This window comes from bacterium (assembly GCA_024224155.1).
Classification (GTDB): Bacteria; Acidobacteriota; Thermoanaerobaculia; order Multivoradales; family JAHEKO01; genus CALZIK01.
Map to the genome: position 1 here is coordinate 1 of JAAENP010000464.1, position 15,871 is coordinate 15,871.

16 protein-coding genes and 1 pseudogene are annotated in these 15,871 nt (G+C 64.6%); 3 read left to right on the top strand and 14 right to left on the bottom strand.

Features of this window, described 5'->3' with window-relative positions; all coding sequences use genetic code 11:
• A partial coding sequence (lon, locus tag GY769_22345; GenBank protein MCP4204659.1) for an endopeptidase La occupies positions 1 to 2,104 on the bottom strand: 2,104 nt, incomplete at its 3' end.
• Positions 2,105 to 2,248: 144 nt separating this feature from the next.
• Here lon and GY769_22350 point away from each other — a divergent pair.
• Positions 2,249 to 3,052: a hypothetical protein gene (locus GY769_22350; protein ID MCP4204660.1), complete on the top strand. Its 804-nt coding sequence runs from the start codon at positions 2,249 to 2,251 to the stop codon at positions 3,050 to 3,052.
• Positions 3,053 to 3,079: 27 nt separating this feature from the next.
• On the opposite strand, the gene pgl is transcribed toward GY769_22350, so the two are convergent.
• From pgl to GY769_22395, 9 genes and pseudogenes are all read right to left on the bottom strand, one after another.
• Positions 3,080 to 3,829 (bottom strand): 6-phosphogluconolactonase, encoded by a 750-nt coding sequence (pgl, locus tag GY769_22355; GenBank protein MCP4204661.1) that lies wholly within the window; start codon positions 3,827 to 3,829, stop codon positions 3,080 to 3,082.
• A gap of 7 nt (positions 3,830 to 3,836) precedes the next feature.
• A complete protein-coding gene (locus GY769_22360) occupies positions 3,837 to 5,489 on the bottom strand; it encodes a glucose-6-phosphate isomerase (GenBank protein MCP4204662.1) in 1,653 nt (550 codons plus the stop codon).
• Entirely contained in the window at positions 5,486 to 6,625 is a 1,140-nt protein-coding gene (tal, locus tag GY769_22365; protein MCP4204663.1) for a transaldolase, read from the bottom strand. Before tal ends, GY769_22360 begins: the two co-directional genes overlap by 4 nt.
• 53 nt (positions 6,626 to 6,678) lie before the next feature.
• Complete coding sequence (locus GY769_22370) at positions 6,679 to 9,171, bottom strand: heavy metal translocating P-type ATPase (GenBank protein ID MCP4204664.1); 2,493 nt, start codon at positions 9,169 to 9,171, stop codon at positions 6,679 to 6,681.
• A gap of 90 nt (positions 9,172 to 9,261) precedes the next feature.
• The gene (locus tag GY769_22375; GenBank protein ID MCP4204665.1) at positions 9,262 to 9,804 is read right to left on the bottom strand and encodes a DinB family protein; all 543 of its coding nucleotides are present in this window, start codon (positions 9,802 to 9,804) and stop codon (positions 9,262 to 9,264) included.
• Positions 9,801 to 10,331, bottom strand: coding sequence for a hypothetical protein (locus tag GY769_22380; GenBank protein MCP4204666.1), 531 nt, complete (start codon positions 10,329 to 10,331; stop codon positions 9,801 to 9,803). The genes GY769_22375 and GY769_22380 overlap by 4 nt, the downstream gene beginning before the upstream one ends.
• A 70-nt stretch (positions 10,332 to 10,401) precedes the next feature.
• On the bottom strand, positions 10,402 to 10,812 hold the full coding sequence (locus GY769_22385; protein ID MCP4204667.1) for a hypothetical protein: 411 nt from the start codon (positions 10,810 to 10,812) through the stop codon (positions 10,402 to 10,404).
• A 23-nt stretch (positions 10,813 to 10,835) separates the two neighbouring features.
• Positions 10,836 to 11,297 carry a hypothetical protein gene (locus GY769_22390; GenBank protein ID MCP4204668.1) on the bottom strand — a complete coding sequence of 154 codons (462 nt, stop codon included), beginning with the start codon at positions 11,295 to 11,297 and terminating at the stop codon, positions 10,836 to 10,838.
• A 155-nt stretch (positions 11,298 to 11,452) separates the two neighbouring features.
• Positions 11,453 to 11,896, bottom strand: a pseudogene (locus tag GY769_22395) (PaaI family thioesterase).
• Between the two features lie 123 nt (positions 11,897 to 12,019).
• Between GY769_22395 and GY769_22400 the strand changes: the two are divergent.
• Both GY769_22400 and GY769_22405 read left to right on the top strand, forming a co-directional pair.
• On the top strand, positions 12,020 to 12,820 hold the full coding sequence (locus tag GY769_22400; GenBank protein MCP4204669.1) for a hypothetical protein: 801 nt from the start codon (positions 12,020 to 12,022) through the stop codon (positions 12,818 to 12,820).
• Positions 12,821 to 12,874: 54 nt separating this feature from the next.
• Positions 12,875 to 13,390 (top strand): histidine phosphatase family protein, encoded by a 516-nt coding sequence (locus GY769_22405; GenBank protein ID MCP4204670.1) that lies wholly within the window; start codon positions 12,875 to 12,877, stop codon positions 13,388 to 13,390.
• Positions 13,391 to 13,398: 8 nt separating this feature from the next.
• Here GY769_22405 and GY769_22410 read toward each other — a convergent pair whose 3' ends face one another.
• From GY769_22410 to GY769_22425, 4 genes are read right to left on the bottom strand one after another with little or no spacing between them, the layout of a single operon-like run.
• A complete protein-coding gene (locus GY769_22410) occupies positions 13,399 to 13,626 on the bottom strand; it encodes a hypothetical protein (GenBank protein MCP4204671.1) in 228 nt (75 codons plus the stop codon).
• A 6-nt stretch (positions 13,627 to 13,632) separates the two neighbouring features.
• Complete coding sequence (locus GY769_22415) at positions 13,633 to 14,091, bottom strand: hypothetical protein (GenBank protein ID MCP4204672.1); 459 nt, start codon at positions 14,089 to 14,091, stop codon at positions 13,633 to 13,635.
• Complete coding sequence (locus GY769_22420; GenBank protein MCP4204673.1) at positions 14,088 to 14,693, bottom strand: isoprenylcysteine carboxylmethyltransferase family protein; 606 nt, start codon at positions 14,691 to 14,693, stop codon at positions 14,088 to 14,090. Before GY769_22420 ends, GY769_22415 begins: the two co-directional genes overlap by 4 nt.
• Positions 14,694 to 14,721: 28 nt before the next feature.
• Entirely contained in the window at positions 14,722 to 15,807 is a 1,086-nt protein-coding gene (locus GY769_22425) for a hypothetical protein (GenBank protein MCP4204674.1), read from the bottom strand.
• Between the last annotated feature and the right edge of the window lie 64 nt (positions 15,808 to 15,871).

The window sequence follows — 15,871 nt, forward strand, 5'->3', positions numbered from 1 at the left end:
GGACGTGCACGTGCACGTCCCGCTCGAACTCGCCTGGCTTGATTCCGAACTTGCCGGCCCTCGACCGAGCGTAGCTCCAGGCGGCCCGCGCCGATTCCTTCATCACATCTCCCAGCTGTCCGGTCAGCACCAACTCCCCCTTGCCAGGCATCGTCGTCACTTCGACGAATAGAATGTCTCCTCCCGCGGGCGTGTAGAACATCCCGGTTGCGACTCCGACCTGGTCTTCGACCAGCGCGGTCTCGGGATGAACCTTCGAGCGGCCCAGAAGCTCGCGCACCTCTTCAGGCGTCAGTTCACCTACCTCCTCGTCGCCAGCCGCTACTCTGCGGGCCACTTTTCGACAGAGCTTGCCGATCTGTCGCTCCAGCTGGCGCACACCGGCCTCGCGCGTGTAGTGCGTGATCACCGCAGCAATGGCTCCGTCCGAAATCTCCAGCGCCCCCGAATCCACCGCCTTCTCCCGCATCTGACGCGGTACTAGATAGCGTTTGGCGATCTCGAGCTTCTCCCTCTCGGTATAACCCGTGAACTCCACCATCTCCATGCGGTCCCGCAGCGGACCGGGGATGTTCTCTATGAAGTTGGCGGTGGCAATGAAGAGCACCTCGGAGAGGTCGAATGGAACCCCGATGTAGTGGTCCACGAAGCTGTCGTTCTGAGCCGGATCGAGCACCTCGAGCAGCGCCGCCGCCGGATCGCCCTGATAGGAAACCCCGACCTTGTCTACTTCGTCCAGAAGAAACACCGGGTTCCTGGAGCCGGCCTGTTTCATCCCCTTGATCACGCGGCCCGGCATCGCGCCGACATAGGTTCGACGATGGCCTCGGATGTCGGCTTCGTCTCGCGCGCCGCCGAGAGAGATTCTCACGTACTCGCGTCCCATCGAGCGGGCGATGGACTTGGCGATCGAGGTCTTGCCCACCCCTGGGGGACCCACGAAAAGCAGAATCGGTCCATGCGGCACGCGGTCTTCCCGCTCGCCGGTAGCCGCGGCAGCGGCCGGTTCGGGAGCGCCGACTTCGCCATTCTCATCGCCGCCATCCACTTCTGCGGGCACGGCCTCCTCGATGGCTCGCTGGCGGAGCTTGTGCACCGCCAGGAACTCCAGAACGCGGTCCTTCACGTCTTGAAGACCATAGTGATCCTCGTTGAGGATCTCGGAGGCCCGGTGGAGGTCCAGGTGTTCGTCGGTACGCTCGTTCCAGGGCAGCTCGGACACGGTCTCCAGGTAACTGCGAACGACCTGGTACTCCATGGACTCGCGGTTCATCCGGCCGAGCCGGTTGAGCTCGCGATCGATCTCCTTGCGCGCCTCGGGCGCCAGGTCGAGGGCTTCGAGTCGCTCGCGCAGCTCGTCGAGCTCTTCGCCTTCATCGCCCTCGCCCAGTTCCTTGCGAATGGCCTTGAGCTGCTCACGAAGTACCATTTCACGCTGGCGGTCGCCCAACTCCTGCTGCACTTTGGACTGGATGTCTTCCTGGGCCTCGTGAACGCTGATCTGGCGCTGGACGTGAACCAGGACCCGGCGCAGCCTCTCCTCCACCGACAGGGTCTCGAGCAGGGCCTGCTGTTCGTGGTGGGCGATATCCAGATAGCTGGCGACCAGGTCGGCGAGCCTTCCGGGGCTCTCGACGTTGGCGAGCGCCTGGGTCACCATCTCCTCGGGAAATCCCGCGTGTTGGCCGAGCTCGAGCGCCCGGTCCCGCAATTCACGAAACAGACCCTGAAATGCCGCATCCTCGGGGTCGGCCGGCGACATCTCGTCGGCTTCACGAACCACGGCCTCCAGATGCTCGCCCTTGTGGCTGATCCGGAAGGCGATGCCTCGGCCCTTTCCTTCGAGCAAAAGCTGCACGAACCCGCGCCCCTTTTGAACGTGGCCGATTCGAGCGATCGTACCGATCGTGAAGAGATTCTCGGCAGTCGCGTGCTCTACGTTCTCGCGCTGAGCAACGGCGAACACGAGCTGCTCTCCATGATCGATCGCGGCCTGAATCGCTCGCAAGGTTTCCGGCCGGCCCGCCCGAATCGGTGCCTGGACGCCCGGGAACATGACCGTGTCACGCAAAGGAAGTACTGGAAGAGTCAACGTGTCTGACATTTCTTGGCCTTTCTCGACTGGGAAGGGGCAGCCCCACCCTCTGCTCCATACAAGGAAAAAGTCGCCACAGAAATTCCTCCGCGGTCTCCTAGGCGCGGTGCAGAGACACCCCGTCGGAGCGGAATCCCCGGTAGTATCTCGCACATGCGCAACATTCCCACCGGCGCGGGAGGCGGCTACGGTTTCGGACTCAGCGGGCCCGTCCCACGCGACGTCTGGATTCTCTTGGGGATCGTGTTCGCCACCTTCTCGATGCGCTTTTTCGAGGTCAGCGCTCCGCTGGCCGAGCTGCTTCGTTTGACTCCACGCGCCTGGCGGAGCGGATTCCTGTGGCAGCTAGTGACCTACCCGTTCGCGGGTACCGGCGCGCCGGGGTTCTGGTTCGTCATCGAGCTGCTCATCCTTTTTCTCTTCGCTCGCACGGTCTTCTATCAACTCGGCCGGCGCAAGTTCTGGCGGCTACTGGTACTGCTTTCACTGTCGGCGGCACTCGCCGCCGTTGCGGTCGACCTCATCGGATCGCTGCTGGCAGGGGGTCCTGCCTGGCAGGTGCCCTTCGCCCTGATGCAGGGGCAGCGCATGCTCCTGGTGCTCCTGATCGCCCTCTTCGCGGTCCTCAATCGCAACGCCACCATCCTCCTGTTTTTCGTCCTTCCGGTCCAGGCCAAGTGGTTCCTTCTGCTCGAGATCGTCTTCGCCTTCCTCGGCTTTCTCGGAACCAAGGACCTTCCCGGCTTTATCGGCATCTGCGCGGGTGTCGGAGTGACCGTCGCTTACTTCGGACGCGGCCAGGGCGCCGGGCTACTCGGCGGCGCGTTTCGCGAGCTCTGGCTGCGTGCGCAGGCCGCGTGGTTTCGGCTGCGACTCGCTCGCCTCAAGCAAAAGCGCGGCATGCAGATCGTTCCCGACGATCGGGATGGTCACGACCAAGACGACTGGGTGCACTAGTAACGGCGAGACCGTCTCTCGCACAGGTCAGGTTTGCGGCAGTCGGCTCGCCGCCGCGGCATCCAGTACCCAGCAGACCACACCGGAGCGGGGATCGACCTGCGTCACCGGCAAGGAGCGATCCCTCTCTTCGAGGACCCGATACACGACCTCGGCCTTATCCTCTCCCGAAGCCAGGATGAGAATCCTGCGCGCCGCGGCGAGGAGCTCGAACGAGAAGCTGATGCGCTCATGCGGCGCCGCCGGGCTTCGCGTCGCCACTACCAGGCCGCTTCGTCCCGGATGCGCTTCCGGGGGCTCGCCGGGAAAGAGCGATGCCGTGTGACCATCGGCTCCGACCCCGAGCAGAACCAGATCGAACCGCGGCGTAGCGGTCGCTTCAGGCCGGAGGGTCCGGCGAATCTCGCCCTCGTAGGCGGCGGCGGTCGACCTCGGGTCACGCGCGAGTCTCGGCGCGTGGATCCGCTCGGGGGCAATGTCGAGGTCCCGCAGGAGCTGCTCATGGGCCGCGTTCACATTGCTGCCGGGATCATCCGCGGGCACGCAGCGCTCGTCGCTCCAGAAGAAGTGGACTCGGCGCCAATCCGCCGGCCGCAGTCCTGCGGGCACAGCCGCCAGAGCCCGATACACCGGCCGCGGCGTTGCGCCGCCGGCGAGCGCCAGCGACACAGCATCTCTCTCGGACAGCGTCGCGCGCAGCACTCTCGTGATCTCGATCGCCGCCCGAACCGCGAAGCCCTCGTCACCGGCGATGACGATCTCCGGAATCGGCTTCATCGAGGGCCTAGCCTGCCAGGAGCTGACGCAGAAGCCAGAGTCCCTGACGACCGCTGTCTTCGACATCCACACGCAGCACGCGGCGCCCGGCGGCCAGCAGCGCGGCGGCGTCACCGTCGGCCTGCGCCGCGATCACGCTCCCGAGCGAGGTCTCTTCTCCGGGAACCAGAAAATCGGTCCGTGGTGAAGGAACGATCTGCAGAAACGATCCCGTGTTGGGTCCGCCCTTGTGAAGCTGACCTGTCGAATGCAGGTAGCGTGGCCCGTAGCCCGCGGTCGTGGCGATCGTGGTCAGATCCCGCACCCGCCTTTGAAGCTCGGCGAGCTCGAGGTCGGTTTCCGGAGTCGGCGGCAGGTAGGCCAAAATCCCGAAGTAGTCTCCGTCGGAAGCCGAAGACATCCAGGTCTTCAGGGCCTCGACCAGCCGCTCGCGCTCCCCGGCGCGAATCACCTCGGGAAGAGTCCCGCTGACCTTGGCGCCGTCCAGAAGCCGGCGAGCCTCGTTCTTGGCCGCCTCGACATCGGGCTGGTCAAAGGGGTTGACCCCGGTGACCATCGCGGCGGCGGCGACCGCCATCTCCCAGCGGAAGAACTCGGCTCCCAGATCGTAGCGATCGTGCAGGACGATCCGTATCGTCGGATGGCCGAGCTCGGAGAGATCCTCGAGAAACCGGGCAAGCGTCGCCTCTTCGCCCTCCATGGCAATACCGACGAAGACCCGATCCTGATCGTAGCTCTCGACGTCGCCTCTGGGCTCGCCGCCGACCGGCACGATGCCCTTGCCGTCCTTGCCGAGACTCTCCGCCACCAGCTGCTCGATCCAGAGCGGCAGGGCGGCCACGCTGGGTGAGGTCAGGAGAGTCAGCTTGTCACGACCCGCCAGCGCGCATTCGCCCAGCGTCGCGCCCAACTCCAGTCCGACACTCACCGGCCCTCTGAGACAGTTGTCTTCCATGGCGCCGGCACGGCGCAGAAGACGCTCCGGGTCAATGCCGATCATGGCGGCCGGGAGCAGCCCGAACACCGACAACGCGCTGAAACGGCCGCCGACGTCCGAGGGTGCGGTGAACACGCTACGAAAACCTCGTTCCTCGGCCAGGTCCGCCAACCTGGTTCCGGGGTCGGTAATCGCAAGAAAATGAGACCCCGGCTGCGCCACCCAGCGCCCTGCGGCATGAAAGAGAACCTCGGTCATCACGCGGGTCTCGAGAGTGGTTCCCGACTTGCTCGAGACCACGAACTGAAAGCCCTCGGAGGGCAGGGTGTCAACCAGGCTCCGGACCGAATCGGGATGAGTCGTGTCCATCACCCGTAGCTGCCGACGCGTGGGCTTGAAGACGCGCTCGAAAACCAGAGGCGCGAGACTCGATCCTCCCATGCCGATCAGAATGGTCTGATCGATCCCGAGCCTGTGCGCTTCGGCAGCACCCAAGAGGATGCCTTCCAGCCCGCCCCGCCAGGCGTCCTGAGGCAGAGTCAGCCAGCCCAAGCGAGACGAAATCTCGGTCTCGTCACCGGCCCACAGCGTCGGATCCTGGTTGCGCAACCTTGCCAGGACCTCGTCGGCCTGCCACCGGACCAGCCGTTCGCGAACGCGTTCGGCAAGATCTCCGTCTCCTCCGCAACCGAGCTCCATCCTCGGGAGCTGCTGTCGGGTCATTCAGCGGGTCCGGCCGCCGCCCCCATGGGCGCAGCTGCGAGTTCGACCCGCTTGCTTTCGAGCGCTGCCAGCAGGCGGTCGAACGGCACACCGAACTTCTCGAGCCCCTCGCGCTGCAGACGATCGGTTGCGCCATCCAGGTCGATTCCGATCGCCGCCAAGGCCGACAGATCGCTTCGCGCGCGATCCAGGTCCGCGGTCAGGGTCGGTGAAACCTCGCCGTGCTCGCGGAAGTCCTCGAGCGTCCGGGGGGGAATGGTGTTGACCGTCTCGGGTCCGATCAGCTCTTCGACGTAGAGAACATTCCGGTAGTCCGGATTCTTGGTCGACGTGCTCGCCCAAAGCACTCGCTGCGGACGGGCTCCGGCTTCTCTCAGTCTCGCGAAGGCGGGCCCATGGAAGATCTCGAGGTAGCGCGCGTAGGCCATCTTGGAATTCGCGATCGCGATCCGACCGGCCAAATCCCCGGCCTCGGGCGTATCAGAGCCGGCGGACTCGGCCAGCAGCTTGTCGATCAAGCTGTCCACCCGGCTCACGAAGAACGAGGCCACGGAAGCCGCACGCTCGGGCTTGGCGGCGCGCTCGACGCCCCGGATGTAAGCCTGCGCCACCGCCTCGTAGTGAGCCATCGAGAACATCAAGGTCACGTTGACGTGAATGCCCTCAGCCAGGAGGGACTCGACCGCGGGGATCCCCTCGACCGTCGCGGGCACCTTGATCATCAGGTTGGGCCGATCGACCTTCTGCCAGAAGCGGCTCGCTTCGGCCAGCGTGCCCTCGGTATCGCGCGCGAGGTGCGGCGAGACTTCCAGGCTGACGAACCCGTCCGCTCCGTTGGTCGACTCATAGACCGGTGCCAGCAGATCCGCCGCCAGCTGAATGTCACGAATCGCCAGGTGTTCATACAGCAGCCCGGTAGAGATCTCCGGGTCCTTTTCAAGCGCCGCGCGAATATCGGAATCGTAGAGATCGCTGTTGCCGATCGCTTTTTCGAAGATCGCCGGGTTGGAAGTCACGCCGGTCAAGCCGTCTTCGGAGATCAAGCGCGCGAGTTCCCCGTTCTCGAGAACGTCCCGGCGGATGTAGTCGAGCCAGATCGCCTGGCCCTGGGTCCCGAGCATTCGCAGTCTGTTCATGAAGACCTCCTGGTCGGCCGAATCGTACCACCCGGACAGCAGTGGAGCGCGTTTCAAAGCTCGAGGCGTCGAAGGCGAAGGGCATTGGAGATCACCGATACCGAGCTCAGACTCATGGCCGCACTGGCGAGCATCGGCGATAGCAGCCAGCCGACGAAGGGGTAAAGGACCCCAGCGGCGACCGGAACGCTCAAGGAGTTGTAGAGGAACGCGAAAAAGAGGTTCTGCCTGATGTTGCCCATCGTGGCGCGGCTCAACCGAAGTGCCCGCAGGATGCCGCGCAGATCGCCCTTCACCAGGGTCACTCCGGCGCTCTCGATCGCAACGTCTGTGCCGGTGCCCATCGCGATTCCGATATCTGCCTGGGCCAGAGCGGGGGCATCATTGACACCATCTCCCGCCATCGCCACCGTTCGTCCTCCGTCTTGAAAGGTCCGCACGATCTCGAGCTTCTCCTCGGGCCGTCGTTCGGCCTCGACCCTGTCGATACCGAGTCGCTCGGCCACGGCGCCGGCCGTCTCGCGATTGTCACCGGTCACCATGACGACTTCGATCCCGATCCTCTGCAGCTCTCCAATCAGCTCGCGAGCCGACTCTTTGATCGGGTCGGACACCGCCAGCAGGCCCGCCAGATCCCCGTCATCCGCAACGAAGACCACCGTCGCTCCGGCCGAGCGCAGGGCGTCCACCTTCTCCCGTGCGACTTCGACCGTCACTCCCAGATCCACGAGATGGGCCTCGTTGCCAACCGCCAACCGGCGACTCCCCGCGCGCCCGACGACTCCCCTGCCCGGAAGGGCCTGGAAGTCCTCGACCGCCTTCGGTCCCAGGCCCCGCTCGAGCGCCTCCCCGACGATCGCTCGAGCCAGAGGATGCTCGCTGCCCCGCTCCAGCCCAGCGGCCAGAGTCAGCACATCCGCCTCGCTCCGACCCTCGAGCGCTACTACCCGCTCGAGTCGGGGGCGCCCGTCGGTAAGTGTCCCGGTCTTGTCCAAAAGCAGCACCTCGGTCTTCCCCAGTGTCTCGAGAGCCTCGGCATCTCGCACCAACACACCCGACCTTGCACCCCGCCCGGTTCCGACCATGATCGACATCGGAGTCGCCAGTCCCAGGGCACAGGGACAGGCGATGATCAGAACCGCAACCGCATTGACGAGGGCGATCGGCAAGGCCGGTTCCGGACCCCAGGAATACCACGCCGCAAAGGTCAACAAGGCCACCAGAACCACCGCCGGCACGAAGAACGACGCGACCCGATCCGCCAAGCGCTGGATGGGGGCACGACTTCGCTGTGCCTCGGCCACCATTTGAACGATACGTGCCAGCAAGGTCTCGGAACCCACTCTCTCGGCCCGGACTACGAGGCCGCCGTTGCCGTTGACGGTGCCGCCGATCACCGGTTCGCCGACCGTCCTCGACACCGGGATCGGCTCGCCCGTCACCATGGACTCGTCGACATAGCTCTGACCTTCCAGCACGATCGCATCGACGGGGACCTTCTCTCCGGGCCGGATCCTGAGCCGGTCGCCGACTTCGACTTCGGCGAGATCGATCTCGCTTTCCTCCCCGTCTGAACCGATCCTGAGCGCCACCGCCGGGGCTAGCTGCAGGAGTTCCTTGAGGGCCATTGAGGTGCGGCTCCTGGCCTTGAGCTCCAACACCTGTCCGAGCAGCACCAGAACCGTGATCACGGCGGCGGCCTCGAAGTAAACCGGAACGGCCCCGCCCGTCGCGCGCATCGACGCCGGGAACAGCCCGGGGAGAAACAGAGCAATCAAACTGTACCCGTAGGCCGCTCCGGTACCCATCGCGATCAGCGTGAACATATTGAGATTCAGCGTCCTGAGAGAGCTCCAGCCACGCTCGAAGAACGGCCGGCCGCACCAAAGGACGACAGGTGTCGCCAGAAGGAACTGCAGCCACACCAACCCGCGATTCCAACCTTGCGGCAACCGCTCCGCCAGATCGAGTCCCGGCACCATCTCGGACATCGCCAGTAGGAAGACCGGCAGCGTCAACAAGGCGCCGAGCCAGAACCTACGCAGCATATCCACGAGCTCGGGGTTCTCGCCCTCATCGATCGCCACGGTCTTGGGCTCGAGAGCCATGCCACATTTCGGGCAGGAGCCCGGCCCCAGCTGCTCGATCTCGGGGTCCATGGGGCACGTGTAGACGACGTCATCCGGAGCCGGCGAGGTCGCCGGCTCCGAGCCGGGGTCGACCGCGAGCAGGAACTTCTCGGGGGCCGCCTCGAACCTCCTCTTGCAGCCCTCGCAGCAGAAGTAGTAGTCGACACCGCCATGTGTCGACTTGTTTTTTGCGGTGGCCGGATCGACCTTCATTCCGCACACCGGATCTGTTGCCTCGGACTCGAGGAAGTCAGACGGGGACTTGATGAATTTCTCTCGACAGCCGGCGCAGCAGAAGCCGTAGTCGACGCCCTCGTGCTCGTACCGGTGGGCGGCGGTCGCGAGATCGACGGTCATTCCGCAGACCGGATCGGTCGACGCGACGCCGGGCTCGGACTGTTGGCGATGCTCAGTCATCTTGCAGTCTCTCTCCCAGCCAACGCCGACCGCGACTCACCTATTCCGTCACTCTGCGCAACAGACTGATTGACCGCTCGATTTCGGCCGTTAGGCGACGTCCGCCTCGGCCGCATGTTCAACCAGAAGCCGCTCGATCTGTCCGGTATGGCGACGTAGGTGATCGATCAAGAACCGGAGCGTCTGCTCCAGATTGAGCCGGCCCGCGACCGGATGCCTGTAGACCGCCTTGTTCGCCAATTCAGCGGGATAGTGCTCGAGGAAGTCCTGCCACTCGGCTCGCGCCTCGCTCCAGTCCCGCGCAAGTGCGGTCAGCTCGCCCGTTTCGGGCACGTCGGCCGAGCGCGCCGGTGCCGCGACCTTGAACGGTAGTCTCAAGAATAGCCCCAGCGCCCGGCTCTTGATCGCGCCGGCCGCGCCACTGCGCGGTATCAAGTCGGGCCTTTGGATCTTTTTGCGTAGGTAGCCGAGTGAGAGCCGCTCGGCCAGAATCACATGAGCCAGAACCTGGGCCGCCGACCAGCCGCCGTCCGGCGGTCTTCGGTTGAGCGCCGCCGAGTCCGGACCCGAGAGCCGCTCCAAGAGTTCCGAGCGCAACCGCTCGAGTTCGTCCATCTGTTGCTGGTGGGTCATCTTCCCTCCTCGAATCGGCTCGGAGTGTCATCACGAACGCGCGGACTGCGCCCGAGGATATCCGCAACCAGAGCCTGGGGCTCACCGGGACTGACCACGACGGTGCGTCCCGACAGGCGTAGGACGACGGCCCGGTGGTGGTCGGTCACGAAAGCTCGATACCGGCCCAGCCTCTTACTCCGGAAGATCCCCGAGAAGGAAAACAGACCGCCGTTCCCAAACAGCCGAATCGAGCCCTGCATCGCGGCGGGATCGATCGCCACCGACTCGAGCTCGCGCAGATCCACGTCCGTCTCCCACAACAGCCGGCGAACGTAGAGGTGAGGCCCATCGACTCGGTAGGCGCGTATCGAAAACAGCGCGGCTAGCGCAATGACCAGAATCGACAGCGCGGCCAATGCCAGGCCGAGGCCCTCCGGTTCGCGCACGTTGCGCCAGGTGAGAAACGCCACCCCGACGAGAATCGCCGAGGCGCCCCAGGAGAGACCGATCAGCAATCTACTCCAAGGCGCGGAATAGACGGTCACACCGCTCTCACTGCGTTGCTCTCAGCGTAGCCCGCTGCGTCGCTTCGGCTGAAATCCACCGGTGCCGATCTTAGCGCCGATCGCCGGCGCGCTCCGCACCCCCGGCCGGAGCCCGCTCGGCCAGGCAATCCAGAGTGCGTGGTCCGAAGCCGAATCTTCTCGGCCGACCTCTGGCGCCGGGCTTGCTTTGGTGCGCGAGGCGCGGCGACAGACCGAACCTGCCGCCGCCGAATTCCGGATCCGCGGGACGCACGCCGGGGACTCCGAAGACCCCCTGCCAAAGCTCGAGAGCTCGACAGCTCTCCGGATCGAGGCAAGGAGCGGCACCGGCGATTCTCCGCGCGATCGCACAGAGGTCTTCGTCACCAAACGGCGCTTCAACCACCGTTGCTTCCTCCGCCATGATCTCGGTCATGCGCTGGGGAAGCGCGGGCGACGCTCCGGCCAGAGCCGCGGCCGACAACAGTTCCAGTACGAACATAGTGTCCTCCCGTTTTCGAGTCTCTATCCTACTCCTCGATCGGCGGCCCGGCTTCCGAAGGCCGCGATGCATTCGATCTCCACTCGAGCACCCAGTGCCAGGCCGCTCGTGCCGAAAGCGCTCCGGGCCGGGAAGTGTTTGCTAAAGAACGTCTTGTAGACCTCGTTCATCGCCGCCCACTCGTCTATGTCAGCCAGCATCACAGTACATTTGACCACGTCGTCCATCGAAAGGTTCCGACGTTCGAGTGCCGCGCGGATGTTCTCCAGGGTCTGCTGCGTCTCTGGCCCGATGCCGCCCGGTGGCCGTCCGCGCCCGCCCTCGTCCACCGCCGCACCGATCTGCCCGGACAAGAAGAGCAGGTTCCCCGCTCGTACGGACTCCGAGAAGGGCATGTCACTGCGACCGGTCGGCGAATGGTATTCGATCGGTTGCCCGGAAGCGGACCCGCTGCCGCCATCCTCGGCTCCGGCACTCGAAGGCATCCGTCCCAGAATCAGCAAGCTCAATCCCACGGTCGCCATCACCCAGATCGGACCCCGGTCCAGAATCGCTTGTCTCAATCGCCTACTCATTGCTTTCTCCTACTTGGTTTCCGCCGCTCGCCAGAACGAGTGGACTCCTCGCGCCAGGACGGCGCCACCCGGATCGCCAGTACCGTGCCCAGAGCGCACTCCTTCTCGCCCGAAGACAGGCTGCACTCGAGCCGCGTTTTCTTGCCCTCGTGCTCGACGATCCGGGCGCGCAGATCGACCGCCCGGTCGATCGGAATCGGCGCCAGATACCGGATCTCGATCGAGCCGGTCACGCACCAGATCGGCGGCGGCGACCCGATCTCGCGTCCTTCGACGCGATATGCGTGAGCGACGGCTGTGCAGACGCAGTGACAATCGATCAGCATCGCGGTGATTCCACCGTTCATCACATTCACAGGGCCTGCCGAGTGCTCCGGCCGTGGCTGGAAGACGCTCACGGACTCTTCGCCGTCCCAGAAGCTCTTGATCTGCAAACCCAGAGGGTTGAGCGGCCCGCAGCCGAAACAGTGGTTGTCCGGCATCTGCTCTTGAAACGCGAGTCGCATCATCCGAGCCTCGGCCCAAGCGATCTCAGAAAACGCACTCCGTAGCACTGCTCATCGGCGGTGTCTTCATCTTACAGGGTTGCGCTACTTCGCCGTCGAGAGCATGATCGGGGCATAGGAACTCCGGTGCGCCACGCAATCGCGATTCTAGGCGCTCTGCTGGCAGTCGAGCCAGTGAGCGCGACCAACCTGGCGAACGATCGAGACGCCGAGGACTTCCTGCAAACGGCGGAAGTCGTCGAGATCAAGCCACTGGGCAAAGGCGTCACCCTCTCACATCTGGTGACCCTGTCGGCTGAGGGCCTCAACGCCAAAGCCGTCTGGAAAACCATCGACGAATACATGCCCGTCAGGCACTTCGATGACGGTGGCTTCCCCGAACTCGGATTTCGCGATAGCTACAAGAGCGAGATCGCAGCCTACAGGCTGGATCGCCTCATCGGATTGAATCAGGTACCTCCAACCGTCGAGCGAAAGATCCGCGGCGAGGACGGCTCTCTCCAGCTCTGGATCGAAGACTGTATGACCGAAGGCGAACGCCGGAGAAAGGCGCTCGCGCCACCCGACGCGAAGCGCTTCAATGAGCAGATGCGTCGCGCCAAGGTCTTCTTCCAGCTGATACACGACGTCGACTATGTCAACCTGAGCAACCTGCTCATCGATCCGGACTTCACGGTTCGTAAGGTCGACAGTTCTCGCGCCTTTCGTACCCAGACCAAGATTCTCGACCCGGAGAGCCCGGATCGCTATTCGCGCCCGCTCGTCGAGGGGCTACGCCGGCTCGATGAAGACTCGCTGAAAGAAACGGTCGGAGCCTGGCTGAGCAAGAAGCAGCGCTCGACCTTGCTCCATCGTCGCGATCTCATCCTCGAACGTACCGAGCGGTTGATCGCCGAGCGCGGCGAGAAAAGTGTGCTCTACCCCTAGTCGCGGGTCCTGCCCGTCAAATCTCTGACCAGCGTCTCATGGAGGTCTGCTGCAGTGAACAACACTCGATCCCTAATCGGCCTGATCGCGACGGTTCTGCTTTCGGCTCTGGTTCCCGACTGCGCGCACGGTGATGCCCAGCGGGCGACCACCGTCATTGTGGTCCGACACGCTGAAAAGCAGCAGGCCGAGGACGACCCGGGGCTGACGCTCGCCGGCGAAGAGCGCTCGCACCGTCTTCGGGACCTGACGCTCGAAGCCGGGGTCACGGCGGTGTTCGCGAGCCAGTTCAGACGCACCCAGGCAACGGTTCGGCCTCTGGCGGAGGCCCTCGGGCTCGAGATCGCGATCGCCGACGCCGGAGACACACCGGCCCTCGTCACCAAGATCCTTTCAGATCATCGCGGCGGCATCGTGGTCGTGGCCGGCCACAGCAACACCGTGCCCGGCATCGTGGCCGCGCTCGGCGCTCCCGAGCCCGGTCCCATCGACGAGAGCGACTACGGCAACCTCTTCATCGTGACGGTCCCGGAAGACGGTCCGGCTTCGGCCCTCAGCCTCAGATTCTGAAAAGCAGTTCAGAAGCTGTCTGCCATGGGGTCCCAGAACGGGCCTTCGAGGCCGATATCGGCGAAGATCCGACGCATCTCCGCCGGCCTCGGCCGGCGAGCATCCGGACTCAAGCGGTCCCCGTACCAGGCGACCGCGAGTCGCCACTGCGTCTCGAGGCTGATGATCGGGCATACCTCGAGGCCTCGTTCGCGACACCAGGCTCGAACGTGCTCTTCCGACCGGAAGAAGAGCATGGTGCTTCACGTGTAGACGATGTCGTCCCACCAGTGAGCGGCCGGCACCGCGTAGTGGGCCACACAGGAGTCGCCGCTGAGCTCGCCATCTCGGACCCGCAGCCTGATCGGCTCGAGGCTCTGCCCACACTGAGACTCGACCTCGCCGTCGGTGCTCAAAGCGGCCACGACGCCCAGGGAGTCCCAGGCGCAGTTGGCGTAGTAGTTCTTACCGGCCTCGCCGGCCTGGCCCGCCACGGTCACCTTGTGCTGGGTCTCGACGCCGGAAAACGGCGGTGCCATTCGAATCGACACGCCATCATCCTCGAGGACCAGAACGCGACTCGCGTTCAGGCGCCTGTACCCTTCCCGAATATCCGTATCGGCTCGACCCGTGACGCGAACCATGTCTTCCACGGTCGGTGCCGTCGTCGTCTCGGCGACGTGCCGATAGATGGCGAGCTTGAGCTCGGTATCGAAACTCACAAGACCCTCTCCCCGGTTCGCCTGGGAACGAAGCATGGCACCCGCCGACGGTACCTCTCGTAGTCGCTCCCAAATCGCTCCATCAACTCTCGCTCTTCGAGCACGATCATAAGCCAACCGACCGGCACCGACGCCGCAACCACCACATAGACCCACAGGTAGTTGCAGATCAGAGCGAAGCCGGTGATGCCGATCAACGCTCCGAAATAGCGGGGATGACGCACGATGCCGTAGGGCCCGTCGGTCAGGAGTCTGCCGGAACTTCCACTGGATAGCTCCGGCAGACCGGCCAGGACCGGGAACCTCAGCTTTCGCAGCACCCTCCAGTCCCAGGCCGCGCCGGCAAGGTAGAGAGCCACGCCCATCCCGATGGTGATCGGCCGATAGCCGAAGTGCTGCCGCATCAGCGGCGCGCGCACCGTCCAGATGGCGTAGACCGCCAACAGGCAAATCGCGGCAACGATCGTGTAGCTCGCAACGGGACCCAGCCGGCGCCAGAACGAAGCGAAGGGGTGGATCAGGAGCCAGAAGAGCAGGGCCGCCGGAAGCGCAGCAAGCATGAGCCCGGCGAGGACATCCAGAATACGCGCTGCCAGTTCCATCGTGCGTTCGTAGACCTCGACTCCGCCTCTAGATCAACTCGAGCCAGAGCAGGAGCAGAAGCAAGAGAGCCAGTCCCATCGCGATCAAGAGAATCAGGCATCCGGGTCTGCAGCCGCTCTCGCTCCGGTCGGGTGGCTCTTCAAGAGGACCGTCGTCCGGCTCCGTCTCCGTTGGCGGCGCCGCGACGGCGACATCGAAGGCCCAGGCACCGGCGGCGATGAAGCCCGCCGACGTGTCGACAACGATCCCCTGCGTCGAAGTGATCCCGCCGCTCGACTCCTCGAGCTCGATCTGAACGGGCCCATGAGTCACCTCACCGAAATGAAGATCACCGGCGCTGTCGAAAGCGAGCCCGGAGGGATCACTCAGGCTGCCAAGGACGCCCGTCCGGACCAGGGTCGATGGATCGATCTTCTCGATGCGGCCGGCATCCACGGTGACGCCGCCATCGGTCACCCTGGGGTGATTGAAGTAAACCTCGCTGCCCAGGCAAGCGACGTCGAAGCCCCAGGAGCCTGCGGTGACAAAGCCCGCCGAGGTGTCGACCACCATCCCCAGGCTCGCGACCGTGCCGTCGGGTGCTCGTTTGCGCAGCTCCACCCGGACCGGGCCTGTAGTCATATTGCCGAAGTAGAGGTTCCCCGCGCCGTCGAAGGCCAGGCCCGAAGGGTTGTCGAGACCCGGAACCACCACCGTACGCGCGGCGGTGACCGGATCGATCTTTTCGATACGACCCGCCTCGACAACCGCGCCGCCGTTCGTCACCTCGGGATGATTGAAGTAGACCACTCCTGCCTCGACGCACAGGTCGAAGGCCCAAGAGCCCACCGACACAAAGCCCGCCGAGGTGTCGACCACGGTGCCCAGACTGGTGATGGTACCGTCAGGTGCCCTTCGGCGCAGCTCGACCCGGATCGGCCCGGTCGTCACGTTGCCGAAGTAAAGGTTTCCGGCAGGATCCAGGGCAAGGCCCGACGGATAGTCGAGGTTGGAGACGATCACCGTTCGAGTCGCCGTCAGCGGGTCGAGCGTCTCGATCCGACCTGGATCCACGGTCGCGGGGCCGTTGACCACCTTCGGGTGGTTGAAATAGACCACTTCGGTCGCGCACATCGAATACCAAGACTAACAGCCCACTGGCCTCCGAACACTCAGTACGGCCCCGGCAGCGAACTCC

Bases quoted from the DNA above. Each gene is read 5' to 3' on its own strand.
- GY769_22350 (MCP4204660.1), top strand. From the start codon at position 2,249: ATGCGCAACATTCCCACCGGCGCGGGAGGCGGCTACGGTTTCGGACTC.
- pgl (MCP4204661.1), bottom strand. From the start codon at position 3,829: ATGAAGCCGATTCCGGAGATCGTCATCGCCGGTGACGAGGGCTTCGCG.
- GY769_22360 (MCP4204662.1), bottom strand. From the start codon at position 5,489: ATGACCCGACAGCAGCTCCCGAGGATGGAGCTCGGTTGCGGAGGAGAC.
- tal (MCP4204663.1), bottom strand. From the start codon at position 6,625: ATGAACAGACTGCGAATGCTCGGGACCCAGGGCCAGGCGATCTGGCTC.
- GY769_22370 (MCP4204664.1), bottom strand. From the start codon at position 9,171: ATGACTGAGCATCGCCAACAGTCCGAGCCCGGCGTCGCGTCGACCGAT.
- GY769_22375 (MCP4204665.1), bottom strand. From the start codon at position 9,804: ATGACCCACCAGCAACAGATGGACGAACTCGAGCGGTTGCGCTCGGAA.
- GY769_22385 (MCP4204667.1), bottom strand. From the start codon at position 10,812: ATGTTCGTACTGGAACTGTTGTCGGCCGCGGCTCTGGCCGGAGCGTCG.
- GY769_22390 (MCP4204668.1), bottom strand. From the start codon at position 11,297: ATGCCTTCGAGTGCCGGAGCCGAGGATGGCGGCAGCGGGTCCGCTTCC.
- GY769_22410 (MCP4204671.1), bottom strand. From the start codon at position 13,626: ATGCTCTTCTTCCGGTCGGAAGAGCACGTTCGAGCCTGGTGTCGCGAA.
- GY769_22420 (MCP4204673.1), bottom strand. From the start codon at position 14,693: ATGGAACTGGCAGCGCGTATTCTGGATGTCCTCGCCGGGCTCATGCTT.
- GY769_22425 (MCP4204674.1), bottom strand. From the start codon at position 15,807: ATGTGCGCGACCGAAGTGGTCTATTTCAACCACCCGAAGGTGGTCAAC.